At 33.9% G+C, this 23,694-nt stretch carries 21 protein-coding genes, 1 tRNA gene and 1 other RNA gene; 15 read left to right on the forward strand and 8 right to left on the reverse strand.

Annotated elements, in window-relative coordinates:
- Nucleotides 1–6 precede the first annotated feature (6 nt).
- The gene (locus DNU06_RS04125) at nt 7–210 is read right to left on the reverse strand and encodes a hypothetical protein (RefSeq protein WP_146239142.1); all 204 of its coding nucleotides are present in this window, start codon (nt 208–210) and stop codon (nt 7–9) included.
- A 20-nt stretch (nt 211–230) separates the two neighbouring features.
- Nucleotides 231–2,465: a TonB-dependent receptor gene (locus DNU06_RS04130; RefSeq protein WP_111061966.1), complete on the reverse strand. Its 2,235-nt coding sequence runs from the start codon at nt 2,463–2,465 to the stop codon at nt 231–233.
- A gap of 56 nt (nt 2,466–2,521) precedes the next feature.
- On the opposite strand from DNU06_RS04130, the gene DNU06_RS04135 reads away from it, so the two are divergent.
- Nucleotides 2,522–2,941, forward strand: coding sequence for a Fur family transcriptional regulator (locus DNU06_RS04135; protein ID WP_111061967.1), 420 nt, complete (start codon nt 2,522–2,524; stop codon nt 2,939–2,941).
- Here DNU06_RS04135 and DNU06_RS04140 read toward each other — a convergent pair.
- The 3 genes from DNU06_RS04140 to DNU06_RS04150 form a co-directional block, all read right to left on the reverse strand.
- Complete coding sequence (locus DNU06_RS04140) at nt 2,916–3,932, reverse strand: magnesium and cobalt transport protein CorA (RefSeq protein WP_111061968.1); 1,017 nt, start codon at nt 3,930–3,932, stop codon at nt 2,916–2,918. The genes DNU06_RS04135 and DNU06_RS04140 overlap by 26 nt on opposite strands.
- A 114-nt stretch (nt 3,933–4,046) precedes the next feature.
- Nucleotides 4,047–4,637 (reverse strand): SET domain-containing protein, encoded by a 591-nt coding sequence (locus tag DNU06_RS04145; protein WP_111061969.1) that lies wholly within the window; start codon nt 4,635–4,637, stop codon nt 4,047–4,049.
- A 16-nt stretch (nt 4,638–4,653) separates the two neighbouring features.
- Complete coding sequence (locus DNU06_RS04150) at nt 4,654–5,103, reverse strand: MgtC/SapB family protein (RefSeq protein WP_111061970.1); 450 nt, start codon at nt 5,101–5,103, stop codon at nt 4,654–4,656.
- A gap of 219 nt (nt 5,104–5,322) precedes the next feature.
- Here DNU06_RS04150 and DNU06_RS04155 point away from each other — a divergent pair, with 219 nt between their 5' ends.
- The 3 genes from DNU06_RS04155 (at nt 5,323) to DNU06_RS04165 (ending at nt 6,743) form a co-directional block, all read left to right on the forward strand.
- A complete protein-coding gene (locus DNU06_RS04155) occupies nt 5,323–6,060 on the forward strand; it encodes an NYN domain-containing protein (RefSeq protein ID WP_111061971.1) in 738 nt (245 codons plus the stop codon).
- A gap of 79 nt (nt 6,061–6,139) precedes the next feature.
- Nucleotides 6,140–6,580, forward strand: coding sequence for a hypothetical protein (locus DNU06_RS04160; RefSeq protein WP_111061972.1), 441 nt, complete (start codon nt 6,140–6,142; stop codon nt 6,578–6,580).
- A gap of 76 nt (nt 6,581–6,656) precedes the next feature.
- Nucleotides 6,657–6,743, forward strand: a tRNA-Leu gene (locus DNU06_RS04165).
- 418 nt (nt 6,744–7,161) lie between these two features.
- Here the strand turns inward: DNU06_RS04165 and DNU06_RS04170 are convergent.
- Nucleotides 7,162–8,835, reverse strand: a complete 1,674-nt coding sequence (locus DNU06_RS04170) for a T9SS type A sorting domain-containing protein (RefSeq protein ID WP_111061973.1) — start codon at nt 8,833–8,835, stop codon at nt 7,162–7,164.
- Nucleotides 8,836–8,967: 132 nt separating this feature from the next.
- On the opposite strand from DNU06_RS04170, the gene DNU06_RS04175 reads away from it, so the two are divergent.
- From DNU06_RS04175 to DNU06_RS04195, 5 genes are all read left to right on the forward strand, one after another.
- Complete coding sequence (locus tag DNU06_RS04175; protein ID WP_111061974.1) at nt 8,968–10,596, forward strand: S41 family peptidase; 1,629 nt, start codon at nt 8,968–8,970, stop codon at nt 10,594–10,596.
- Between the two features lie 28 nt (nt 10,597–10,624).
- Nucleotides 10,625–11,101, forward strand: a complete 477-nt coding sequence (locus DNU06_RS18015) for a DUF1573 domain-containing protein (protein ID WP_233502947.1) — start codon at nt 10,625–10,627, stop codon at nt 11,099–11,101.
- A gap of 80 nt (nt 11,102–11,181) precedes the next feature.
- An RNA gene (ffs, locus tag DNU06_RS04185) (signal recognition particle sRNA small type) lies at nt 11,182–11,279 on the forward strand.
- A 525-nt stretch (nt 11,280–11,804) separates the two neighbouring features.
- On the forward strand, nt 11,805–13,529 hold the full coding sequence (locus tag DNU06_RS04190) for a M61 family metallopeptidase (protein ID WP_111061975.1): 1,725 nt from the start codon (nt 11,805–11,807) through the stop codon (nt 13,527–13,529).
- Nucleotides 13,530–13,538: 9 nt separating this feature from the next.
- Complete coding sequence (locus DNU06_RS04195) at nt 13,539–14,105, forward strand: hypothetical protein (RefSeq protein WP_111061976.1); 567 nt, start codon at nt 13,539–13,541, stop codon at nt 14,103–14,105.
- Here the strand turns inward: DNU06_RS04195 and DNU06_RS04200 are convergent.
- The gene (locus DNU06_RS04200; RefSeq protein ID WP_111061977.1) at nt 14,083–14,466 is read right to left on the reverse strand and encodes a RidA family protein; all 384 of its coding nucleotides are present in this window, start codon (nt 14,464–14,466) and stop codon (nt 14,083–14,085) included. The two genes, DNU06_RS04195 and DNU06_RS04200, sit on opposite strands and share 23 nt — an antisense overlap.
- Before the next feature lie 30 nt (nt 14,467–14,496).
- Here DNU06_RS04200 and DNU06_RS04205 point away from each other — a divergent pair, with 30 nt between their 5' ends.
- Together DNU06_RS04205 and DNU06_RS04210 are read left to right on the forward strand one after the other, a co-directional pair.
- Nucleotides 14,497–15,087, forward strand: coding sequence for an anthranilate synthase component II (locus tag DNU06_RS04205; protein WP_158526809.1), 591 nt, complete (start codon nt 14,497–14,499; stop codon nt 15,085–15,087).
- 451 nt (nt 15,088–15,538) lie between these two features.
- Nucleotides 15,539–19,348 carry a T9SS type B sorting domain-containing protein gene (locus DNU06_RS04210; protein WP_111061979.1) on the forward strand — a complete coding sequence of 1,270 codons (3,810 nt, stop codon included), beginning with the start codon at nt 15,539–15,541 and terminating at the stop codon, nt 19,346–19,348.
- A gap of 310 nt (nt 19,349–19,658) precedes the next feature.
- Here the strand turns inward: DNU06_RS04210 and trhO are convergent, their stop codons facing one another.
- Complete coding sequence (gene trhO, locus DNU06_RS04215) at nt 19,659–20,690, reverse strand: oxygen-dependent tRNA uridine(34) hydroxylase TrhO (RefSeq protein ID WP_111061980.1); 1,032 nt, start codon at nt 20,688–20,690, stop codon at nt 19,659–19,661.
- A 310-nt stretch (nt 20,691–21,000) separates the two neighbouring features.
- Between trhO and paaA the strand changes: the two genes are divergently transcribed.
- From paaA to paaD, 4 genes are all read left to right on the forward strand, one after another.
- The gene (paaA, locus tag DNU06_RS04220) at nt 21,001–21,936 is read left to right on the forward strand and encodes a 1,2-phenylacetyl-CoA epoxidase subunit PaaA (RefSeq protein ID WP_111061981.1); all 936 of its coding nucleotides are present in this window, start codon (nt 21,001–21,003) and stop codon (nt 21,934–21,936) included.
- A gap of 154 nt (nt 21,937–22,090) precedes the next feature.
- The gene (gene paaB, locus DNU06_RS04225) at nt 22,091–22,375 is read left to right on the forward strand and encodes a 1,2-phenylacetyl-CoA epoxidase subunit PaaB (RefSeq protein ID WP_111061982.1); all 285 of its coding nucleotides are present in this window, start codon (nt 22,091–22,093) and stop codon (nt 22,373–22,375) included.
- Nucleotide 22,376: 1 nt separating this feature from the next.
- Entirely contained in the window at nt 22,377–23,132 is a 756-nt protein-coding gene (gene paaC / locus DNU06_RS04230; protein WP_111061983.1) for a 1,2-phenylacetyl-CoA epoxidase subunit PaaC, read from the forward strand.
- On the forward strand, nt 23,126–23,593 hold the full coding sequence (gene paaD, locus DNU06_RS04235; protein WP_111061984.1) for a 1,2-phenylacetyl-CoA epoxidase subunit PaaD: 468 nt from the start codon (nt 23,126–23,128) through the stop codon (nt 23,591–23,593). The genes paaC and paaD overlap by 7 nt, the downstream gene beginning before the upstream one ends.
- The last annotated feature ends 101 nt before the right edge of the window (nt 23,594–23,694 follow it).

A 23,694-nucleotide genomic window follows, 5' to 3' on the forward strand; every position in this document is an offset into this window, starting at 1 on the left:
TTTTAGTTAATGTTCGTGACAATGTACTTCGTAAGTAGTATCGTTTGCTGTATTATGAAAACCATCATTCTCAATAGCTTCTAAATCATCTCCGCAAAACTCACCTAATTCAATTTCTTCATCATTATAATCATAATGACATTCTGCACATTTATTACATGAGCTAAATAATACAACTGCAAATCCAGTTGCTAAAAGTAGTGTTTTCATTTTTTTTGTGTTTTTCATATTTACTTGTTTACTTGATTAAATTCATATTTCAATGAAATATGAAAACTCCTGCCAGGTTGATATATACCCAAACTTTTCAAACTTGAAAGATGCGGAATATATGCAGTATTAAAAATATTTTGGATATTGAAACTTGAACTGAATTGATTTTCATTACCAAATTTGAAATTAAAATTTAGGTGATACAAAGCGTAAGATTTCGATTTACTCTCAATAAACGAAACCCTATTCTGAGCGGCATAATACGTATGTTGAATTGCAATATTTTCAATTTTAAATTTAGTTTTCATATCCAAGTCAAATCTGATTTGATTTTTTATATTGAAAGGAGGAATTAAAGGTAGCGCTTCTAATTGCTGATCTTGTGCATACATCAAAGTTGCATTAGATTCAAAGTGAATCCAGTGCATGGAATGAGGATGAAAGTGAATGGCAAAATCTGCACCATACAAAGTGGCATACTCAGCTTGGGTATATTCAAAAACTTGATAACCATCAATGACAGAAGCTGTAGGCTGAATATAAATAAAATCATAGATCAAATTAAAAAATGGATTGATCGTAAATTCTAAATCATGGAACTTGGTCGCCAAATTAAAATCTAATTGGGTCGCCTTTTCAGTCTCCAAAGCAATATTACCTTGTTCAAATCGATTGGATCCATGATGAATGCCAGAAGATAATAATTCTGAGGTAGAAGGTGCTCTAAAACCACTAGTACCATTTAGTCGTAAGTCAAGATGCTTCGTTAAGTACGCCACTCCTACGGCATAATTCATTCCTAAATAACTGTCCTTAAATGCTGTAAAATCGCCTGTTTGAGTGGTACTGATATATCTTTGATCCATCCTTCCTCCCGCTTGAAAGCGCCAATTATTATAATTAATATTAAACAAACCATACCCTCCAATATCCTTTGTAATCGCATCCGGGATCAAATACTCTACCGCAAATTCACCATTTTTATTTTGTTGTAGCATCCCTTGACTTCCAAAAGTAAAAAATGCATAGTCTTTTATTTTAAATCGCCATTTAAATTGATACAATGAATTGTTAAGGTGCAAAATGATATCTGGCGTCAATAATTTCTCTTCATATTCATTCAAGTGGTTTATGGTGTGACCTAAAGTGAAGAAGAAGGTACTTTTTTTAAAAAATATTTTTTGTTCCAATGAAAAATAATGATTTTGAATAACTTGAGCCGGTGAATTTATTTTTCTTGATTGTTGACTAGTTTCATATGTTTCTGCGGTTGTCGCTACATCATGAGAATGACCTGGCAATCCTATCCTTGCCCTATTGAAATCGTAATTGAATTTTGCAACCCAATTCTTGTGATTATATCCCAAAACAACCTTATTGGCTACTTGATTCACCCTGGAATTCGACAAATAATTTCCGTTTGGTAATCTATAATCAGCATGATTACTGTAATTTCCATAGACATTTAATTTAAATTTATTTTTAGAAAACCGATAAGCACCTGTACTATTTGTCCCCATTGTATTGGTATTAAAACCAGTTTCAAAACTAAAAGATTGTGTATTATTCTCGACAAATTTTTCATCTTGAAAGAATAAAACACCACCCAATGCATCCGCTCCATATAAAAGAGAAGCGGGACCTTTTACGACCGAAACATCTCCTATTCCCAAACTAGTGATCGGTAAACCATGGTCACTGCCCCATTGTTGATTTTGAATCCTTAGTGAGTTGACATAGGTAACTACCCTACTACCACTCAAACCTCTGATGGAAGTTTTATTAATTCCTGGTCCCAAGGTGGTAACATCTACGCCTGGTAAGTGTGCCAATTTTTCACCGAGTGATTCATTTTTCAAAATCGATAATGATGCTAATTCAACCGTTTGAATACTGGTTATATTTTCCCTTTGAATACCCGTCTCACTGCTCACTATCACCCGATCTAAAACCCTATGCTCTAATAAAAGCTCTAGTCTCAAAGTATCATCAGCTTGTATAAAATACTCCCCCAATAGTGGATGGTAACCAGTATGCGTTACCTTGACAATATAGGATGCATTTGCCATTTTTTTTAAAGTAGCTACACCAGCTTCATTCGTTAAAACACTCACCCCTAACGCATTGATTTGGATCAATGCATTGGGAATAGCTTGCTTATTTTCGTCTACGATTAGTATATGTGATTCTTGATCCTGCGCTTGCGCTAAAAAGTTAAGACCAAAAAGAAAGAGTAAAAGAATATTTTTCATAGATTTGCAATAATGTTGCAAAGATAAATTATTTTGCAACTTTGTTGCATAGTTTTATGGAGAATTTATTAACAAAAAAAAACATTAGAGTAACTGATTTTAGAACCAGTGTGTTAGAGATATTCTTGAAGTATAAAAATGCAATTTCTATTACTGTAATCGAAGAGAATTTAGAAAAATATGATAGAATTACCTTATATAGAACGATTAAAACTTTTCTAAAAAAAGGTTTAATTCACGAAATAAATGTCGCAGGGGAGAGTACAAAACTAGCTTTATGTGGACAAGAGTGCATGCCTGACAATCACCAGCACAATCATTTACACTTTCATTGCAATCAATGTCTCAATGTATATTGCCTACCTATTCCCGACCCTCACAAGGTAGAATTGAAAAATTTTAAAATAGACGAATACGAAATAATCGCAAGTGGCACTTGTAATAATTGTCTTAATCAAACCAACCTTTCTTCTTAAAGTAAAAAATGATACTGATTACCATTACCGCCATAATTCCTAATAAAATATAGTATCCATTTGCAGTATTTAATTCCGGCATATTTTTAAAGTTCATGCCATATATTCCTGCCATAAAAGTAAGTGGAATAAAAATTACAGAAAGTACCGTTAAGGTCTTCATCACTTCATTTAGGCGGTGACTTTGAATGTTAAACATTAAATTAATTGAACTTTCTAATTGTTGCAAATCAAAATCAATGTCATCTATCATAAAATTAGCTTGCTCTTTTAACTCACTAAAATAATTAGTCTCAAAGTTTTCTAACTGAATTTTATCAAAACGATTAATGGCATCTCTTAAGGAACTAATGGCTTTTTTAAGTATAAATAAATCCTGTTTATTATTCTCTAGTTTTACCGCAAATTCAGGACTAGGTTTAACATTACTCAAATCTTTTAAGTGCTGTATTTTTTCAAATAAAACTTCATAAGTTTCAAAATAATTATCAATGATTGCTTCAATTACCAAATAGAGTAAATAGTCGGCATTTTTCTTTCTAACCACCCCTTTATTATCAGAAATTCTTTCACGAATATGACCAAAATAATCCCCTTTAATTTCTTGTATACTCCACAAGAAATTAGGACCGCAAACAAACATCATTTGCTCGCTCAAAAACTCCTCATTTTTATAATGTATGGCTTTAATCGACATGAATAAACAATTGTCTAATTCAATCACTTTATTCCTATGATCGTCGTCGCTTAACAAGTTAATTAAAAATTCATCTAAGCCATTTTGAATAATTATTTTCTTAAAATCATTGTCAAAATTTAACCCATAAATATTCAACCATTGTACACTCGTAGATTTATAATCAAAAACAATATCTTCTACTTTTTTATATTCATTTTTGCTGTAACTCTCTATGGAATACGTATAGCTTGAGGTTGTTTGTAAAACATTGTCAGATTTATTGGCTTTATTTTTTTTGGGTGATTTACTCATTTAAAAAAATTTATTCGAATTGATTTTATAGAAAACAAGGTAAGTAATTATTTTCATAAGCACACCAAAAATCAAAAGTCCTAGCCTACTGCGGTAAGACTTTTGAATATTTCATCATTTATGGTCCGCGAAGTAATTGTGTAGGATAGAGCGCATTTCGGAAGGACCATTTGCTACGGCCTCCACTTCTGCCCAAATAGCTGGAACAATTAGCGATTTTAAAGGCTGCTCTACTGCTATAACTTGATCAAAAACTTTTAATAATTTTTTGTCCCACACTTTATAATATTTCAACAAATCATTTGGATAAACCACTTTGCGTTTTGTCCCTTCATCAATCCCCCGAAAAGGAGCAGAAATATTTAAATAGCCATAATCATCTGTTAACTGTTCTCCGATTTGAATGTCACGTATGGCAATTTCAAAATCATACGCAGTGGTCAAACAATTTGAATTAAAACTATGGTTAACATATCGCCCATTATCCCAACACAAAACAAAGTTTCCATTGTTATTTCTGAAAGTATAATAATCTAGAATTTCTTGGTACATGGGGTCCATACTTTGGAACTCCAAAGGGGTAAACTCTCGGTCTAATTTATCCAACACCCAGGTAATGGTACCTGCAGGAATAAATTCGGTGGCTACTACACCGTAACCGACTTCTCTACTAATGAATTTTAATTCAGTTTTAGGATAAATCATATATTATAAGAATAAATTACTTGTGAAATCCTTGCTTTAATTTTTCGAAAACTTTTTCGAGCAAGTTAATACCTACTAATATAAAAAGGGCTAACAAAGTTAAAAACAGGGCCGACTCAGACTTACCGATACCTATTAAACAGCCAATTCCAGCTAGCAACCATATGATAGCTGCGGAAGTAACACCATGTATTAATCCGTCTTTTGCTAAAATTAATCCCGCACCTAAAAACCCGATTCCAGAAACAACTTGACCAATTACACGGGAAGGGCTTGCTTCATTTTCAAAAGAGCCAGCTATTACCACAAAGGTATAAGCGCCTAAACAGACCAAAATACTGGTTCGAATTCCTGCAGGCTTACCCTTTACCTGCCTATCTACCCCAATTAAAAAACCGCATAAAATAGCAACCAAACAACTTTTTAAATCCAGTGGAGTAATGTAAACGTTAATGAACTCAAACATCTTAAAATATTTAAAAAAATCGAATAAATATATCTATTTTTTTAATGTGTGACTCCTTTATAATAAAAAATATATTAATTTTAAACACTTGACTAACTACCATTTAGAGTAACTATAAAAGTAAATCAAAACTAAAAGACCAAAAACAATCATTTTTTCATCTAAAAATCTAACTAAAATCAAAAATAAACATTCTTTAAAATTAACTATCTTTATATTATGATTAAAGACACAAAACTAGCCGTACTTATTGACGGTGACAATATACCATCTAGATACATTAAAGAAATGATGGAGGAGATTACCAAATATGGTACCCCAACAATTAAGAGAATATACGGAGATTGGACCCAGCCACATTTGAAAAAATGGAAAGATATATTGTTAGAAAACGCCATCACACCCATTCAACAATATGGCTATACTACAGGAAAAAACGCGACAGATTCGGCCATGATCATTGACGCTATGGATATACTTTATTCCGAAAAAGTAAATGGATTTTGCCTAGTGTCATCAGACAGTGACTTCACGAAACTGGCAACCAGGTTAAGAGAAGCAGGAATGGAAGTGTATGGCATTGGAGAAAAGAAAACACCTAACCCTTTTATTGTTGCTTGTGATAAATTTATTTATTTAGAAATACTACAACCTAATGAAGAGATTAAAGATGCAAAAAGTGGTAAGACAACTAAAGTGAAACGAAAATTTGATGCCATTACACCACAAGTAATAAAGTTTTTAAGAAATACCGTTGCGGATGCTGCTGATGAAGATGGATGGGCATTTCTTGGTGATGTAGGCTCATTAATTATGAAGAAACAACCAAACTTTGATGCTAGAAATTTTGGATTTGACAAATTAACGCCTTTATTCAACGCCATTAATAAATTTGAAATTGAAGAAAAAACCCAAGGAAATTCAAGATTTAAATTGATTTATGTCAAAAATAAATAACAAAATTGTACCTAAAAGTTTAGGTGCAAAATTCTTTTATTTTATATTTTTATTGTAAATTAGCCACAAATTACTATAGATGAAAAAAGTTATAACTTCACTTACAATTCTTTGCTTAGCAATGGCAATTACAAGTTGTAAAAAATATGGATGTACGGATCCAATAGCAAATAATTACGACGGGAAAGCAAGAAGTAACAATTTACTTTGCACCTATGAAGGAAGTTTAATGTTTTGGTATGATGAATACATTAGAGATTCATTAGACAAAAAAGAAGGCGTTTTATCTCTAGAGTATTATGTAGAAGATATACAAATTGATTCATTAGAATTAAATAATCCTCAAGAAAAAGAACCCTTGTGTGGTAAGTCTGAAATAGCGACCTACGAAACGAAAAATTTAGAAGGCTCCAATCAACGTTTTGTTAAATACAAAATCTTTGATCAATTGGACCAATTAATTTATAGCGACATTGTTGAAATGAAAGCTGGAGAATGTGTTGGGGTTAGATTAAAATAAGAAACTATTAATAAAATAAAAAAGGGGACAATTCACGTTGTCCCTTTTTTTTATTTATATATTTGCAGCTCAATTTGCCCTGGTGGTGGAATTGGTAGACATGCCACCTTGAGGGGGTGGTGACCTTATGGTCGTGCAGGTTCGACTCCTGTCCAGGGCACCAATTATAAATGAAGCGTATCTTTTCTGAGGTGCGCTTTTTTTTATGGTGAAAAACATAAGTCTTCCTGTATGGATAAGATGGTTGCACATAAATATGTCATTCACCTACTATTAAATAAAATGTAGTAGATAGGGAATTATCTATTGCTTTGCCCTAGTTTTAATCTCCCTTCTGCATCTGCTTAATCAGGTGTAATAAGTAAAGTTTTTCTGCATAGAACACCCCCTTCTCCTTTTCTATCTTCCTATAAATGAATCCCATTACTTTGGTAAAACAGGTACGCCATAATCCAATTAGTAAATATAGAAATGGCATCAAAAACAGACTTCTTATACGTATAATGGTAACATACAAGCCATAAAAAAAACCGGTTGTTTAACACCGGTTTTTACTTAAAATATCATGTGCGAAATTTTGTTTAATACTTTACAATTCTTTTCGTTGTTTGAAAACCGTTTTCACGCATCTGCACAAAATAAATACCTTTAGATAAATGACTAATATCTACCAATTCTTGGTTTGTAATATTTATTTCCTGCACAACTACTTCTCCCATTTGATTATAAACCACAAGATTTAATTGCGCATATTCGCCTTTAACTTGAAAATAATTTACAGATGGGTTTGGAAAAAGTTGTAACATTTCTAAAGCATTAATATCCTCTACACCATTTACAGTACCACTTCCTTGAGAACACAAATAATAATTACCATGCATGGTTTTTGTCGTTCCATTTCCAATTGGGTCTAAATAGGATTTTAAAGATTGAATATTGCCTGAACCTACCCAGTTATAAGACATTTTTCCATATAAATCTGGTTGTGTTTGTCCGCCTGCAGTCACATCATTACATTCTGAAAGTCCGCCTGAAAGTTGTCCAATCACTAAACCTTCGGCGTTATACAATGGAGAACCAGAAGAGCCGCCCTCATTTATACCATGTCCGTTTGCTGTAGCTACCCAATACACTCGCCAATGCGTACCATTGGGTGAGGTAGTCCATTTAGAAGAAGTTAATGCAGTTTGGTAAGTATTTATTTTTTTATAATCGCCACCTGGATGGTGAATTCCTACTCCACTATTACTGGTTACATTATTCGCATCCCAACCAGCAAAATAAGGTGCTTTTGTTTCATCTACCATATCATTCAATTCTAATAGAATATAATCTGAGCCTAAAATGCCTCCGTCTGTATGAGAATTCACCAATTTAGTGGCCCCCACTTGGGAATAATAATCATGTGCAAATCCACTACCACAAAATTCTTTTTGATGTCTAAAGACAAATACCCATTGGTTAAAGTCTGCGGCAGATGCCCCATTATCGTTATCATCTGTAGCGCAATGGTGCGCCGATAATATATAAGGGGTACAATCTTCTGCAGTATTATTCAATAAAGCACCAGAACAAAATCCGGTAGCCCCATTATTTTTTACAATTAGTTTCACCACGGCGTCTTTTTGTGGCACCCAATCATCTCCTTCGGAACAATTTACGTCTATTTGGCAAGACCCAGCACGTTCATCTCCTTCAGGTCTTAAAGGTTCAATCATAGTATAAAAACCATTTACCCCTTCCACATTCAGTTTACAAGCACCTTTCACCGATTTTGGCTCATAATATTCCAAATATATGGATTCTCCCACTACGTATTCCGTAGCATAATAGCCGCTTTCAGGGTTATTTTCACTAGTAAAAACATCTAGTATTTCCTGGTAATTTTTGGAATAAGCGAATAAATAAGCACCAGGTGGAATAGAAAATTCATTAAAATATAAATTTACTGCCAATGCGTTTGGTACCGTCATTTTTAAGCGCCATAATTTATCACCGTTTGGCAAGTCAAACCACGTACCTGAATTACTTAAATTTAGATCTGTGGTCTTCACAATACCTGCTCGATCCATTCCAATAGAATTTAGCGCATCCTCTGCAAGTCGTTTTTCGACCATCAAAGGGGTGGTAATATACACATTCGTTTGTTCAATATTATATACGTTTTCGACTAAAGAATAAGGTCTTAATTCGTTAATTTGTGCAAAGCCTTGGCCATAAAGAAAAAGTAGAAGCAGTAAGATTGTAAATTTCATGTATTTATTTTGGACTAAAATTATAAAAAAAATACTAAAAAAACGTGATTAATCCATGTCAATTAGCCAATCCATTAAATGAATGCTTAATTTCAAGGCATCATATTTGTTATACCTAAAAATAAAAAAAACATGTTAAATAAATTTTCAATCCTCCTTTTTATCCTCCTTCCATTTTATTCACTTAGTCAAAACTCAAACCAAGCGGAAACAACTTTGAAATTTCAAGAAGTATTTGGGTATTTACAAAGTAATTATGTTGAAGATTTTAACGGTTCAACAATTACTGATGCAGCAATTGTTGCCATGTTAAAAGAATTAGACCCCCACACCTACCTTATTCCAAAAGCACAGGTAGAATCTTCTAATAGCCAAATCAATGGTAGTTTTGTTGGCGTTGGTATTCGTTTTCAAATAAAAGATGACACATTAATGGTGGTTAACACCGTTGAAGGTGGTCCATGTGAAAAAGTTGGGGTTCGAGCTGGAGATAGAATCTTAATGGTTGGGGAAGAAAAAATTGCAGGAATTGGTCTTAAGAATGCAGATGTACGAAAGCACCTCATGGGTGAAAAAGGAAGTACAGTGGTGTTGGGAATCAAAAGAAGAGGCGAAAAAGAATTATTAAGCTTTGATGTGGTAAGAGATAAAATCCCATTGAACTCTGTTGCCAGTAGTTATATGGCTTCTGAAACAACGGGATATATAAAGGTAACTTCCTTTTCAAGAACAACCCCAAGCGAATTAATGGAATCTATTGAGACATTAAAACGTCAAGGAATGGAAAATTTAATCTTAGATCTAAAAGGAAATGGCGGCGGACTTTTATCTGTAGCTAAATTTATGGCAGACCAATTCTTAGATGATGAAAAGTTAATTGTTTACTCTAAAGGAAGATCATACCCAGAAGAAAGATATGTTGCAGATAATAAAAACTACCGTGGCAATTATTATGGTGGAGAGAAAAAAGGTGCATTTGAAAAAGGAAAATTAATTGTACTGACGGATGAAAGTTCGGCTTCGGCTTCCGAAATTGTTTCAGGTGCTTTACAAGACTGGGATAGAGCGTTAATTGTTGGAAGAAGAACATTTGGTAAAGGTTTAGTCCAAAGACCGTATAACCTTTCTGATGGCTCTGTAGTTAGAATTACCGTTGCCCGTTACTATACTCCTTCTGGAAGATTTATTCAAAAACCATACGAAACTGGTGCAGACGAATACTACGCAGATAGAACCAATAGATTTAAGAATGGTGAATTTATGCATGCCGATAGTATTAAACTACCGGACTCTTTAAAAGTAAAAACATTAAAATTAGGAAGAACCGTGTATGGTGGCGGCGGAATTATGCCAGATGTTTTTGTACCTTTAGACACCTTGGAAGTTACTCCTTTATATAGTCTAATTAACAGAAAAGGAATTATTAATACTTTTGCTTTAGATTATATTGAAGGTAAAAGAGCAGAATTAAAATCACAGTATCCTGAGTTTGATGATTTCAAAAAAGCCAATATCACCAATAAAGAATTAATGGATTCATTTTGGCAGGCTTGTGAAAATGAAAAAATTGAATTCAATGAAACCGAGTTTAAAACTTCGGAACACCTGATAAAAACACTCATCAAAGCAAGAATTGCTGCAAATCTTTGGGACTTTTCAAAATTCTATGAAATTTATAACATAGAAGAAGATGAGATTTTTATTGAAGCCTTAACATTAATTGAAGGAAAATATTTGAATAAATTAAAACTAGATTTTTAAATTTGTAAAAAGAAAAATAAATTATAGCATGAAAAAAACAATTTTATACTTATTCGCTGCTGGTACATTAGTAGCATGTTCTGATTCTAAAGATGGCGGGAAAAGCGTTATTCAATTCTCTGATGCAGATAAATCTGAAATTTCGGCGGATCAAAAACCAACCAAAGGCCCTCTAAGTAAAATCACCTCTATTGAATACATGGAAGTAGATCATAATTATGGGGATGTTTTTTACCCAAGTGATAACAAATACACTTTCAAGTTTAAAAACACTGGTACAGAACCTTTAACTATCATTAGTGCTAAGGCATCTTGTGGATGTACAGTACCTAGAAAACCAGAAGCGCCAGTTTTACCAGGAGAAATTGGAGAAATGGATGTTGTTTTTCAACCTAAAGAAGGACAAATTGGACAAGAAGTCACTAAAAGAATTACAGTGACAGCAAATACACAACCAAGTCAGACTTACCTGGATATCAAGGCGAACGTCGTTGGTGGCATGTAAAAAATAAAAAAAACGCAGTTTTCTGCGTTTTTTTTTGCTTTTCATAGTGCTAATCCATTTAAGTTTTATAATTTTGCGGCGGGCAAGTCCTTTACGACCAGCTCCTGCTGAATCCCCCAGGATGGGAACATAGCAAGGGTAAGTGGTTGAGCGGTGCGATAGAGGTAGCTTGCCCACTTTTTCTTTTTTATTACTTTCCATAATACTGAAAAAGAGAAAAATCACGCTAACCACTTCATTTCAAAGTTAGGTTACCCCATCAAAACACCAATTTACACATAGACGAAAGCAGCACTCCCACTTATAACGGATGTCTTTACCATAACTTTTTTTAGCAGCCCATGTAAATATTGGAGGAAACATGCCATAAAACACGTTTTTCCATGAACAGTTTAATGTAAGTCCCCCTTTCCCCCCCCCTCTCACTTAGCATTAATAAATCAAGACAAGACCAAAAGTACAATTATCATTATTGAACACAACCAGGAGTATACCAATGTAAAGCTTACTCATATTTTAAAAGCACAGGTCTCCGCGTTAATTGAAAAGACCAATACAGCAGTAAAAGAGTCAATCCTCAGCAGCATTAAGTAACCGAAAAGAATAGAAGCTTTATAAAAAGGGAAATGAAAAAATTGCGGATGCAATAATCCCCTGAAGTGCCATTGAAATTACTATCTTTGAATTTAGCGAATATGAACATATGAAATATACCATTACCTACCACAATCCACAAAACCAATACATAAAAATAAAAGCTGTATTTAACATTGCACAGAATGACAGTACAACTTTAAATTTTCCAGACTGGCGACCAGGAAGATATCAACTTGGTGACTTTGCTAAAAATGTAATTCAATTAAAAGTTTACGATAAACTTAACACGCCACTAAAAACAAAAAAAACGAGTAAAAATACTTGGCAAGTCGATACGAACCATTCAGAAATCATATTTGTGGAATATTTATATTATGCCGCAGAATTAAATGCAGGTTCTACCTATATAGATGAGCAACAACTATACGTTAACCCTGTAAATTGTTTAGTTTATATTATGGACCAACAAGGATTACCTTGCTCATTGACGTTAAACATTCCAAAGGACTTTCAAATTGCATCAGGCATCCCATTTGTAAACAACACATTGCAAACACACGATTACCACGAATTGGTAGACACTCCTTTTATTGCATCACCTAGTCTTACTCATTTTGAATATAAAATTAAAGATTTAAATTTTCACCTCTGGATTCAAGGTGCCCATCAATTAAATTGGGAACAAGTAAAAAAAGACTTTATTAAATTTACCACTGCACAGTTAAAAGCATTTGGAAGTTTTCCGGCCAAACAATATCACTTTTTATACCAACTTACCCCTTATAAAACTTACCATGGTGTAGAGCATGCCAATTCAACTGTAATTGCTCTTGGACCAACCTATTCTATTATGCATGAATTGTATGATGATTTTTTAGGCGTAAGTTCACATGAGTTATACCACACTTGGAACATTAAAAATATTCGCCCAAAGGAAATGATGCCTTATGATTATAGTCAACCCAACTATTCGAATTTAGGGTATGTAGCGGAAGGCGTTACCACTTATATGGGAGATTTATTTTTAAGTCTTTCTAAAGTTAAAACTTGGAATTGGTACCAAGCCGAACTGGAAAAATTAATTCAAAAACACATAGATAATTTTGGTCGATTTAACCACAGTGTTGCAGAATCGAGTTGGGATACTTGGTTAGATGGATATGTAAAAGGAGTACCGAATAGAAAAGTATCTATTTACAATGAAGGGGCATTATTGGCTTTTATTACAGATATCAATATCCGTAATGAATCGGACAACAATTTAAGCTTACATGACTTAATGCGGGAATTATACGTTTCTTTTGGTGAAAAAGAAATAGGATATACAGAGGAGGACTACATACAACTAGTCAATAAATATACCCAAGAGGCTATTCCTAACTTTTTTGAAAACTTTTATTACAAAGCCAACACTTACGAAAACTTAATTGTAGATGCACTTTTTAAATGTGGTTTAGAGTTAGATACTTTACCAAACCCTTCTGCGGGAAGTAGAATGTTGGGAATAAAAACGCAATATATTAATAACGAAACCATAATTTCCGATATTTTCCCTGGCAGTACAGCCGAACTTGCCGGATTAATGATAGGCGATAAATTAATAGCAATCAATCAAATTCAAATTCAGAACAACTTAGACCGTTGGTTAGAATTTTATGAATTCAACAATATCCAATTAAGCATTAGTAGAAGCGAAAGAATAATTGAAACTACTTGTCCAAATACTAACCGCACTTATTATCCTATTTGTGCCATTCGAAAAGTTAAAATTCCTTCTAATCTGCAGAAAAGAATATTTAAGAAATGGTGTGGATATAAATGGGATGTTTAAATTTGATTTATGGCATTGGTAAGATTTGACGAGAAAACTTTAGTTCAAAAAATTAAAACGTTTATAATTGGGAATGAAAAACCAAATTGGTTCACAAGGCTTTCTGTTTTGATTGGCTTTGCAATTTGGTTTTACTATGCCATTTGGCATACCCTTATCTTTTTATCAATTGCATTTATCGACCAATTAAAGAATCCGGATTTGATCCGGGAAACTTACGGGAAAATTGGTGGTAAATACAGTTTTAACATTAGGTACCAAGATATGAATTGGCTTACCATTGATGTTATTTACATACATGCTATTGTAGTATTATTACTATTGTTAATCTCTCTTGCCGGTCTTGTTTTAATTTACCGTCGAAAAAAATGGGGCTACATCATTTATTTTATAGGAAACCTAAGTATCATTCTATTTTCTTTCTTTTTTTTAGGAGCTGCCTATTTTGAAGAACAAATCAGTTATTTCGACAAAATCATGTTCTTAGTCGTGACTATTTATTTTCTAATTGGCATGTTTTTTTTAAAGAACACCAAGGCTACTGAAAACCCCCTTAAGCCGCAAACGCAACAATAGAGATTTCAACATTTACATCACGCGGCAGTTTTGCCACTTGCACAGTTTCCCTTGCTGGGTAATTTTCGGTAAAAAAAGTGGCGTACACTTGGTTTACACGATCAAAGTCATCCATGTTTTTTAAAAAGATACTGACCTTAACCACATCCGAAAACTCAAGTCCAGCAGCTTTTAATACCGCCTTTAAATTTAGCATCACTCGCTTAGTTTCCAAATCTATGTCGTCTATTTCCAATAAACCACTATTTGGATTAATTGCAATTTGTCCACTACTGTATAAAACACCGTTAACTTTAATTGCTTGACTATATGGACCTATAGCCGCAGGTGCGTCTGCAGTTTGAATAATTTCCTTCTTCATAATAAAATGGAATAAATAAAAAGAATATTTTTGTCAAAAATAACATTTAAATTGAAAGTACTACTCATTGATAATTACGATTCCTTTACCTATAATATAGTCCACTATTTAGAAGGGGTATCTCCAAACGTATTGGTAGATGTATTTTACAATGATCAGATTCCATTTGACAAGCTAGACCAATACGATAAAATTGTACTTTCCCCTGGTCCGGGCTTACCAAAAGATGCTGGAGATTTGTTTAAACTGATTCAATTAACCGTGAATCAAAAGCCTATACTAGGTATTTGTCTTGGATTTCAGGCCTTGGTTGAATTTTATGGTGGCGAAATCTATAACCAAGATGAAGTAAAGCATGGCATTGCGGAATACTGTTTATTTGACATAGAAAGTAAACTTTTTCAACAAACCCCCAACCGTTTTAAAGTGGGACTATACCATTCTTGGGCAGCAAGAAAAGAAAACTTCCCGACAAACTTAAAAATAAATGCTACTTCTGAAAAAGGTGTCATTATGGGCTTTGAACATATGAATCAAGCCGTTTACGGGGTTCAATTTCACCCGGAATCAATTTTAACAGAAAATGGACATCAAATTTTCAAGAATTATTTGGCGGGATAAAAAAACTTTTGTAATTTTATACTATAGGTTAATCATATAAATTATGCACTATAACCTTAGCTTTTATTAGCGCCCATGTAGTACAATTTTGGTTCTTAACGTTTTTTATTTTAGAGTCAACTCAACAAACCTGAAGACAGGCCAAAACTGCGCAAGCAGTCACATTAGTGTTAACATTGGAAGTCTGACCTTTTTTGGTAGCTCTACACCTTGTTATTTAGAAGGATCTCTGAATTCCACACTACATGGGTTTTTTTTCTCTCCAAAACAACCTTTCTTACCAAATTTACGCATGTACCATTAAGTATATGCAACACGCCAACTATTAATCACTTAACAAATTGGTATAAGTTTTTTAATAATGGTAACTATTTTCTTAAAAAACCTAATAATTATTCTTTAAATTAGCAACCCTATATAAAAAACTACGTTTACCAAAAAACGATATATTATGAAGTCTTTAAAATTCGCAATTTTTAGCATTCTCTTTCTCTTTATAGGAGGGAATTATGCATTTGCCTCACACGTTTCCGGAGGTAACATTAGTTATGTTTATACTGGTCTGCCAAACACTTATACATTCACCCTATCGTTGTATAGAGATTGTTCAGGTGCAGCAGCGCCTACTCAAAATGGTTCAGCAGCACCTAATTTAAATTTTTCTAGTGACTGTGGTGGTTTTAAATTAGAAGCAGCACCTAACTTTTTAGTCGAAGAAATTTCTGCTGTAGATACTTCACAGTGTCCAGGAACAACAGTTTGTCAAGGTGGAAATATTCCTGGTATGCAATTATACCAATACCAAGTTACAGTTACTTTGGATCCTCCCTGTGATGCATGGACAGTTTCCTATACATTAAATGCGAGAAATGGCTCTGTAAATTCTAATGGAGGATCGTTTTATGTTGAAACAATTTTAAATACTTCTTCATTCCCTACTAATTCATCTCCATCACTGCAATGGACAGCTAATAATGGCTTTGACCCTATTCCTTATGGTTGTATTAATAGCCCTAAGTTCTATGCTTTAAATGTCGTGGAGCTTGATGGTGATTCGCTTGTCTTTTCATTGATAAATCCGCAAAGTGGACCAGGAAATCTAATCCCCTTTTCAAGCCCAGCATATACTGTTGGAGCACCAATTCCATTAATGAATTTAGACCCAAATACAGGATTAATGTCATTTACAGCAAATATAGCTGGTAACTATGTGGTAACTATTTTAATTGAAGAGTTTGATGTTAATGGTAATTTAATTGGCTCCATGATGCATGACTTTCAGTTTGTGGTTGAGATTTGTACAAACAATTCACCCGTCGCCCCAAATAGTGTCGTCAACTATTCCAGTATTAATACCAATGCAAATTTAGATACTATTAATAATATTATATCCATGTGTGCGGGAGACGCTTTCTGTTTTGACTTAACATTTACAGATCCTGATGGAGATGAAATTCAACTATATTCAAATGTGTTAGACATTTTACCAAATGCAACATTTACGACCAATAGTACTTCTTTGGATACCATTACAGGAACGGTATGTTGGACATATCAACCTGGTTATTCTGGTTCAATTATTAATATAACTGCGAATGAATTGATTTGTATACCTGGTTCAGCGACATTCTCTATTGAGTTAGATATTCCACCAGCATTAAATTTAAGTCCTGATGATTCCATTTGTGGGAATCAAACGGCTCAAATATTAGCTTCGGGTCAAGGCCCTTTAACTTGGAGTGTCCTTTCGGGTGACCCTATGGTTATTGGCGGGAATTTCTCTTGTCAAAATTGTACTAACCCAGTAGCAACTCCAACAATAACTACCACCTATCTTTTAGAAGACGCATCTAGTTGTTTCTTAACAGATACAGTAACGATTAAAGTAGCCGACAATTATGGTGACATTCACGCAGATATTTTTACACCTGACACCTCTATTTGTTTATGGGACTGTGTAGATGTAGATGGTTTTGCTGAAGAAGATTATACAGGTTCTTATACCTACCCATGGAGTCCGACATGTAACACTTTTTATGCAGCTGGACAACAAAATGCAAGATGTAGTTTATTTGTAGTAGCTCAAGGGGGCTTACCAACTATCCTTCCTGGCTCTATAGCCGAGGTTTGTATTACAATCACACAAGGAAATGTAAATGATATTGATGTATACTTAAATGCTCCAGGCGGTTTTGGTCAATTTCCATTAACCTTGAGTAATGGTGGTACGAGTTCAAATTACAACAATACTTGTTTTAGAGTAGGAGCTACCACACCTATTAGTGGGCCATCCGGTTTTGCACCATTCCCTACACCACTTGGTGGATGGTTACCAGACGGTGGACCGTTAGAAACAGCATTAGTAGGCGCACCAGTTCAAGGATTTTGGTCAATAGAAGTTGACCATAATAACGCTACAAATTCACCTGGAACAATTTCTAGTTGGACCATTGAATTTATTGAACCATTTAGTTTTCCTATTGCAGCTTCATTCTTCGCTTGGGATAATCAAGATGGAATGCCTGCAACCTCTAGTATAGATCCTACTGTTTGCCCTCAAGTTGGTGGACAGTATGTTTTAACAGCATATAATATTGATTACTGTTTCACAACAGATACTATTAACATTAACCTACACCCTTTACCAGATGCTGGTAACGATACTACGGTTCAAGTTTGTTTAGAAACTGGTATGATTGATTTGTTTGATTATTTAGGTGGTACACCATTGAATGTTGGGACATGGGAAGATGTTAATGGCAACCCTGTAAATCCTTTAATAAATTCTAATAATGTTTTAGATTCTTTACCTTATTTATATGTTGCGGAATCTGTCAATGGTTGTTTAGACTCTGCTTACTTAACCGTGGATATTATTGAAGTAATAATTGATAACACTACTACTCTTGATGCATCTTGTTTTACATTTTGTGATGGAGAAATTACCACTATATCTTCTAACGCTACCCATTACGGTATAGATAATGGTCCATTGGTAACGGTAAATGTATTTGACAGTTTATGCCAAGGCATTTATGACATGCAAGCATATTATGAATTGCCAGATGGTGCTTTCTGTAGTGCAAATGCACCAGGTATTACAATTGGAGAACCGGATAAATTAATCATTGATTCTTATATTGCTACAGGAAGTAACGGAAACGAATTAGTGGTAACAAATCCACATCTTCCAAATGCAAACTATTCTATTACTTTGTGTAAAGAAAATAAGTTAACTAGTTCAGCGGTTGGTCTGGGTGGTAATCCTGCAGGAATATATGCTTTCAATTGGTATATGGATAACAATTTCGCCGGTAGTGGTACGCCATTTATTGCACAATCAAACCAAGATGGTCAAGCTTATGTAGTATTGAACGACGGCATTTGTCCAGCAGATACCGCATTTTATTCAATTCTTCACCCTGCTGATTTAGTACCTGTATTGAAAACATCTGCTAATGGATGTATTGATTTAGATGTTCAATTTACAGATAACACGGTACAAGTTCCAGGTGTAAATTATTCTATTACTTGGGAAATATCTAACGGACACTCACTTTATATCGGTCAAAACCTTAGCGGTAACCAAGCATTAAACTATACTTTTTATGATGCTGGCATATATGATGTAACCATGATATTAAAATCGTCTGATGCTTGTGTGTACACCACACAATACCCAAGTGAAATTGAAGCATATGGTCCTCCAAAAGTAGCTTTCACCCCTAGCCCATCACAAATTTCTGTGTACGAACCAATGGCTAATATGGTGAATTTAACTAGCGGCGGTTTAGATAACTCTTATGCATGGAAGTTTGGTTCATTATCAAGTCTACCAAACGGTACAGATGAATTTGAACCAACGATAAGTTACCCTGATGGAATACCTGGAAAATACCCAATAGAATTAACTGCGACGAACGACAAAAATTGTTCTGCTACAGCTTATGGTGAATTACAAATTATTAATGATGTAAATATATTTGCTCCAAATGCATTTACACCAGAAGGTAACAATTACAACGATAACTGGAGAGTGTTTATATCAGGAATTGACATCTATGACTTTAAGTTGACTATCTACAATAGATATGGCGAAATCGTATGGCAATCTTATGATTCAGAAGCTACATGGAACGGAACTTATGGTAACAATGGAGAATATGTACTTGACGGAACTTATCCTTGGATTGTAACTGCAAAAGATGCAATTGATGATACAGTTTACGAATTTAAAGGGGCTGTTAATATTCTGAAATAGCAACAGAAAAAGTATCCAATGAAAAAAGGCAGTGTTTAAAAACACTGCCTTTTTTAATAATAAATAATAAATTAGAACTGATGAAATTCTTAATCTTACCGCAAGATAATATAATTTAATTAATAACTATTCATTTAAGTCAATACTTTATTGACACTAAATTGTTATATCGCTCTATAAAAATGCCTTAACCTTAATAAAAAATTAAAATAAATAAAACAAGAAAGTTATATATCAAACTAAAACCTTGTTTACACACTTTTAAAAAATCAAGATCAGCCTCCCAAACTAAATACTGTTGTTTTACTGTTTATTTTTTAAACTTTAAATTTTCTGATCGCCCTTTTTTATAGATTTTATTACTTGCAAAAGCACCTTTTCTTAATTCTTTTTGTTCTTCAAAAGAAAGTGCTATGATTGATTTACAATCATCCGAACAGCAATTATTCATTTTTTCGGCACAACTTTTACATTGAATAAAAAGTAAATGGCAAGCCATATTTTCACAATTCGTATGGGTATCACAAGGTTCTCCACATTGATGACAATTTGAAATAATATCACTACTTATTTCTTCGGCCAACCTATGATCAAAGACAAAGTTTTTTCCTAGAAATTGATTTTCAAGTCCTTCTTCTTTCACTTGGCGAGTATATTCAATAATACCACCTTCTAATTGAAAAACATTTTTAAAGCCCTTGTGTTTATAATAAGCACTTGCTTTTTCACAGCGAATTCCACCAGTACAATACATGACCAGATTCTTACCCTCTTTATCTTTTTCTAAATCTGCTTCTATGATATCCAATGAATCTCGGAAAGTATCTACATCTGGGGTGATTGCCCCTTTAAAATGACCGATTTCACTTTCATAATGGTTTCTCATATCCACACAAACAGTGTTTTCATCCGCTATCATTTCGTTAAATTCCTTCGCACCCAAATGTTTCCCAATATTGGTAACATCAAAAGTACTATCATTAAGTCCATCCGCCAATATTTTATTTCTCACTTTTACTTTCAACTTTAAAAATGATTTATTGTCTTGTTCAACCGCTATATTAAGCCGAACATCATTTAAGAAAGAGATACTTTCTAAATGTGCTTTAAAAGCATTAAAATTTTCGGCAGGAACAGATAACTGCGCATTTATTCCTTCATGGGCTACATAAATTCGACCTAAAACGTCTAATTGATCCCAATTAATGAATAAATGATCCCTAAAGATTTGTGGATTTCCAATGTTTGCGTACTGATAGAAAGAGATAGTCATCCTATCTTTTCCAGCTTCTTCAATTAAAGCGGCTCTTTCTTTAGCACTTAGTTTATTATACAGTTGCATGCTATATTAATATTTAAGATTAAAGTTTTGCAAATATACAGCGATTTTTTAAATAATGAAATCCCAGAAAAAAAATCCTAGGTTACCTCTCACCTTATTAGCAAGACTGTAGGTCTGTTATTTCATTAATATAATGGGTGGTATTAAGGAAAATTCAAGTATTATCTTTAAAAGTACAAAGGCCTACTATAAGGGAGAAATACATTAAAATCAAAACAAATTTGAATTGAAGCACGGATAATTGGACAATGACAAAGCTAATCTGATAGAAATATTTTATCTTTGCCTACTACCATTAATATATAGCATTATGGATAAACACGAAGTAGCATTTAACGATTTAATTGCGCAAGATTTAAAAATTGAGCCGAGAGATTGGATGCCTGAAAAATATAGAAAGAACTTAATCCGACAAGTTTCACAACATGCGCATTCCGAAATCATAGGTATGCAGCCGGAAGGTAACTGGCTTTTAAGAGCTCCTTCATTAAGAGCAAAGCAAGTACTTTTAGCAAAAATTCAAGATGAAGCAGGTCATGGTTTGTATTTATACAGTGTGGCGGAAACTTTAGGGATTTCAAGACAAGAATTAGTGCAACAATTGCATGAAGGGAAAGCAAAATACTCTAGTATATTCAACTACCCTACCCTAACATGGGCCGATATGGGTGCCGTTGGATGGTTAGTGGATGGCGCAGCTATCGTGAATCAGGTTAGTTTACAAAGAACTTCTTATGGTCCTTATGCAAGAAGCATGGTAAGAATATGTAAAGAGGAAAGTTTCCACCAACGTCAAGGATTTGAAATTATGGTTCAAATGGCAAAAGGAACTCCTGAGCAAAAAGAAATGGCACAAGATGCTTTGAATAGATTTTGGGAACCTTCTTTAATGATGTTTGGACCGCATGACGCAGATTCAGCACATTCTAGTCAATCTATGAAATGGAAAATTAAGCGGGAGTCTAATGATTATTTAAGACAAAAGTTTATTGACAGAACTGTGCCTCAAATTGAATTTTTAGGCTTAACTGTACCTGATGCAAATTGTAAATGGAATGAAGAAACTGGTCACTACGACCACAGTCCTTTTAATTGGGATGAGTTTTGGAATGTAGTAGAAGGAAATGGTCCTTGTAATGCCGAAAGGTTAGAGCACCATAAAAAAGCACAGTCCGATAATGCCTGGGTAAGAGAAGCGGCATATGCATATGCTCAAAAAACAGATATTTCGGCTGTCGCTCAATAACCGTATTTCGGCTGGCGCTCAATAACCGTATTTCGACTGGCGCTCAACAACCATATTTCGGCTGGCGCTCAATAGTCGCTATTTCGACTAGTGGAAATAGCGATTTTGAAAAGTCTGATACATTAAATAAAAAGAATTAGAATAAAAATATAGAATGGAAAAAGGAGATAAAGTTTGGGAAGTATTCATCCAAAAAAAGGCAGGTTTAGCTTTTAAACATGTTGGTAATGTACATGGTTATGATAAAAAAATGGCCATTCAAAATGCACGTGATTTGTATACAAGACGTGGAGAAGGTCGAGAAATCTGGGTAGTTCCTGCGGAAGCAATAGTTTCTTCCCCATTAGAACAAGCAGATGCTTTTTTCGATCCCTCAGAAGACAAGGTATACAGACATCCAACTTTTTATGAAATTCCTGACGAAGTAAAATTCATATAATATGATGCAAATAAAAATAACAAATCCTTTTGCAAAATTTTTAGTAAGAATTGCAGATTCTGAAATTATTTTAGGTCAAAGATTGGCTGAAATGTGCAGTAATGCACCTACTTTAGAAGAAGACATTGCCTTATCCAATTTAGGATTAGATTGTTTTGGAAGAGGTGAAGAATTAATGAAATTGGTCAGTGCATTAGAAAATAATGCTTTTACGCCTGACGATTGTGTTTTCAGAAGAAATGAAAGAGAATATTTTTGTATTAAATTGGTAGAACAACCTAACAATGATTTTGCATGGGTAGTTGTACGTCAATTTTTACATGATGTTTATGTAACTGAAATCTTTAAACAATTAGCGACCAATGAGCACCAAGAATTGGCTGCGCTTTCTCAAAAAGTATTAAAAGAAATTGAATACAGTAAAATGCATTCTTTTGACTGGTTAGTGCGTTTGGGCAGGGGGACTGAAGAAAGTAAAATGCGAACACAAAACGCTTTGAATGTGATGTGGAAATATACCGAAGAATTATTTTTATTCGACGAGATAGACAAAACGTATTTAAGCGATACAGATGCCATTGCAGCAAATTGGAATTTAGGGGTTAATGAAATGTTTGCAGCAGCGGATCTTGAAAGACCAGCGGATAAAAAAAGACATATTTTAGATTTTAGAAAAGGATTTCACAGTGAATTTTTAGGATTGATTTTAGCAGATATGCAATATTTGCCGAGAGCCTATCCAGATGCAAAATGGTAAGTACAAACTTAAACGAAAAAGAAATATGGGGATGGATGACCGAAGTACCGGATCCTGAAATCCCCATTATTAATTTGGTTGAACTTGGCGTAATTCGTGCCGTCAACTTAAAGGGGAATGCCGTAGAAATTATTATCACACCTACCTATACCGGCTGCCCTGCCAAGCAATTATTTGTCGACTTGATATCTGAAAAATTAGTTGAAAAAGGGATAAATGATTTTGAAGTAATTTCACGTATCCATCCAGTTTGGACAACTGATTGGCTTTCGGAAGAAACCAAAGCTAAATTGTTAAAAGATGGTATCTCCCCTCCTACCGTTCACAATAAAAAGATAATTTGTCCGCATTGCAAATCCTATAACACTGTATTGGCCAGTCAATTTGGCTCAACGCCTTGCCAGTCACTTTATAAATGTCTTGAATGTTTAGAACCATTCAACTACTTTAAATGTCTATAAACTAAACTGCAGTCCAATTGCAGTAGAAAAAATTAGCCGACTGAAAGATGGACCATTATTTATGCCAATCCTATTAAATCCAAAAGAAGATTTTACGACAA

It is taken from the genome of Putridiphycobacter roseus (genome assembly GCF_003234935.1).
GTDB classification, from domain to species: domain Bacteria; phylum Bacteroidota; class Bacteroidia; order Flavobacteriales_D; family Crocinitomicaceae; genus Putridiphycobacter; species Putridiphycobacter roseus.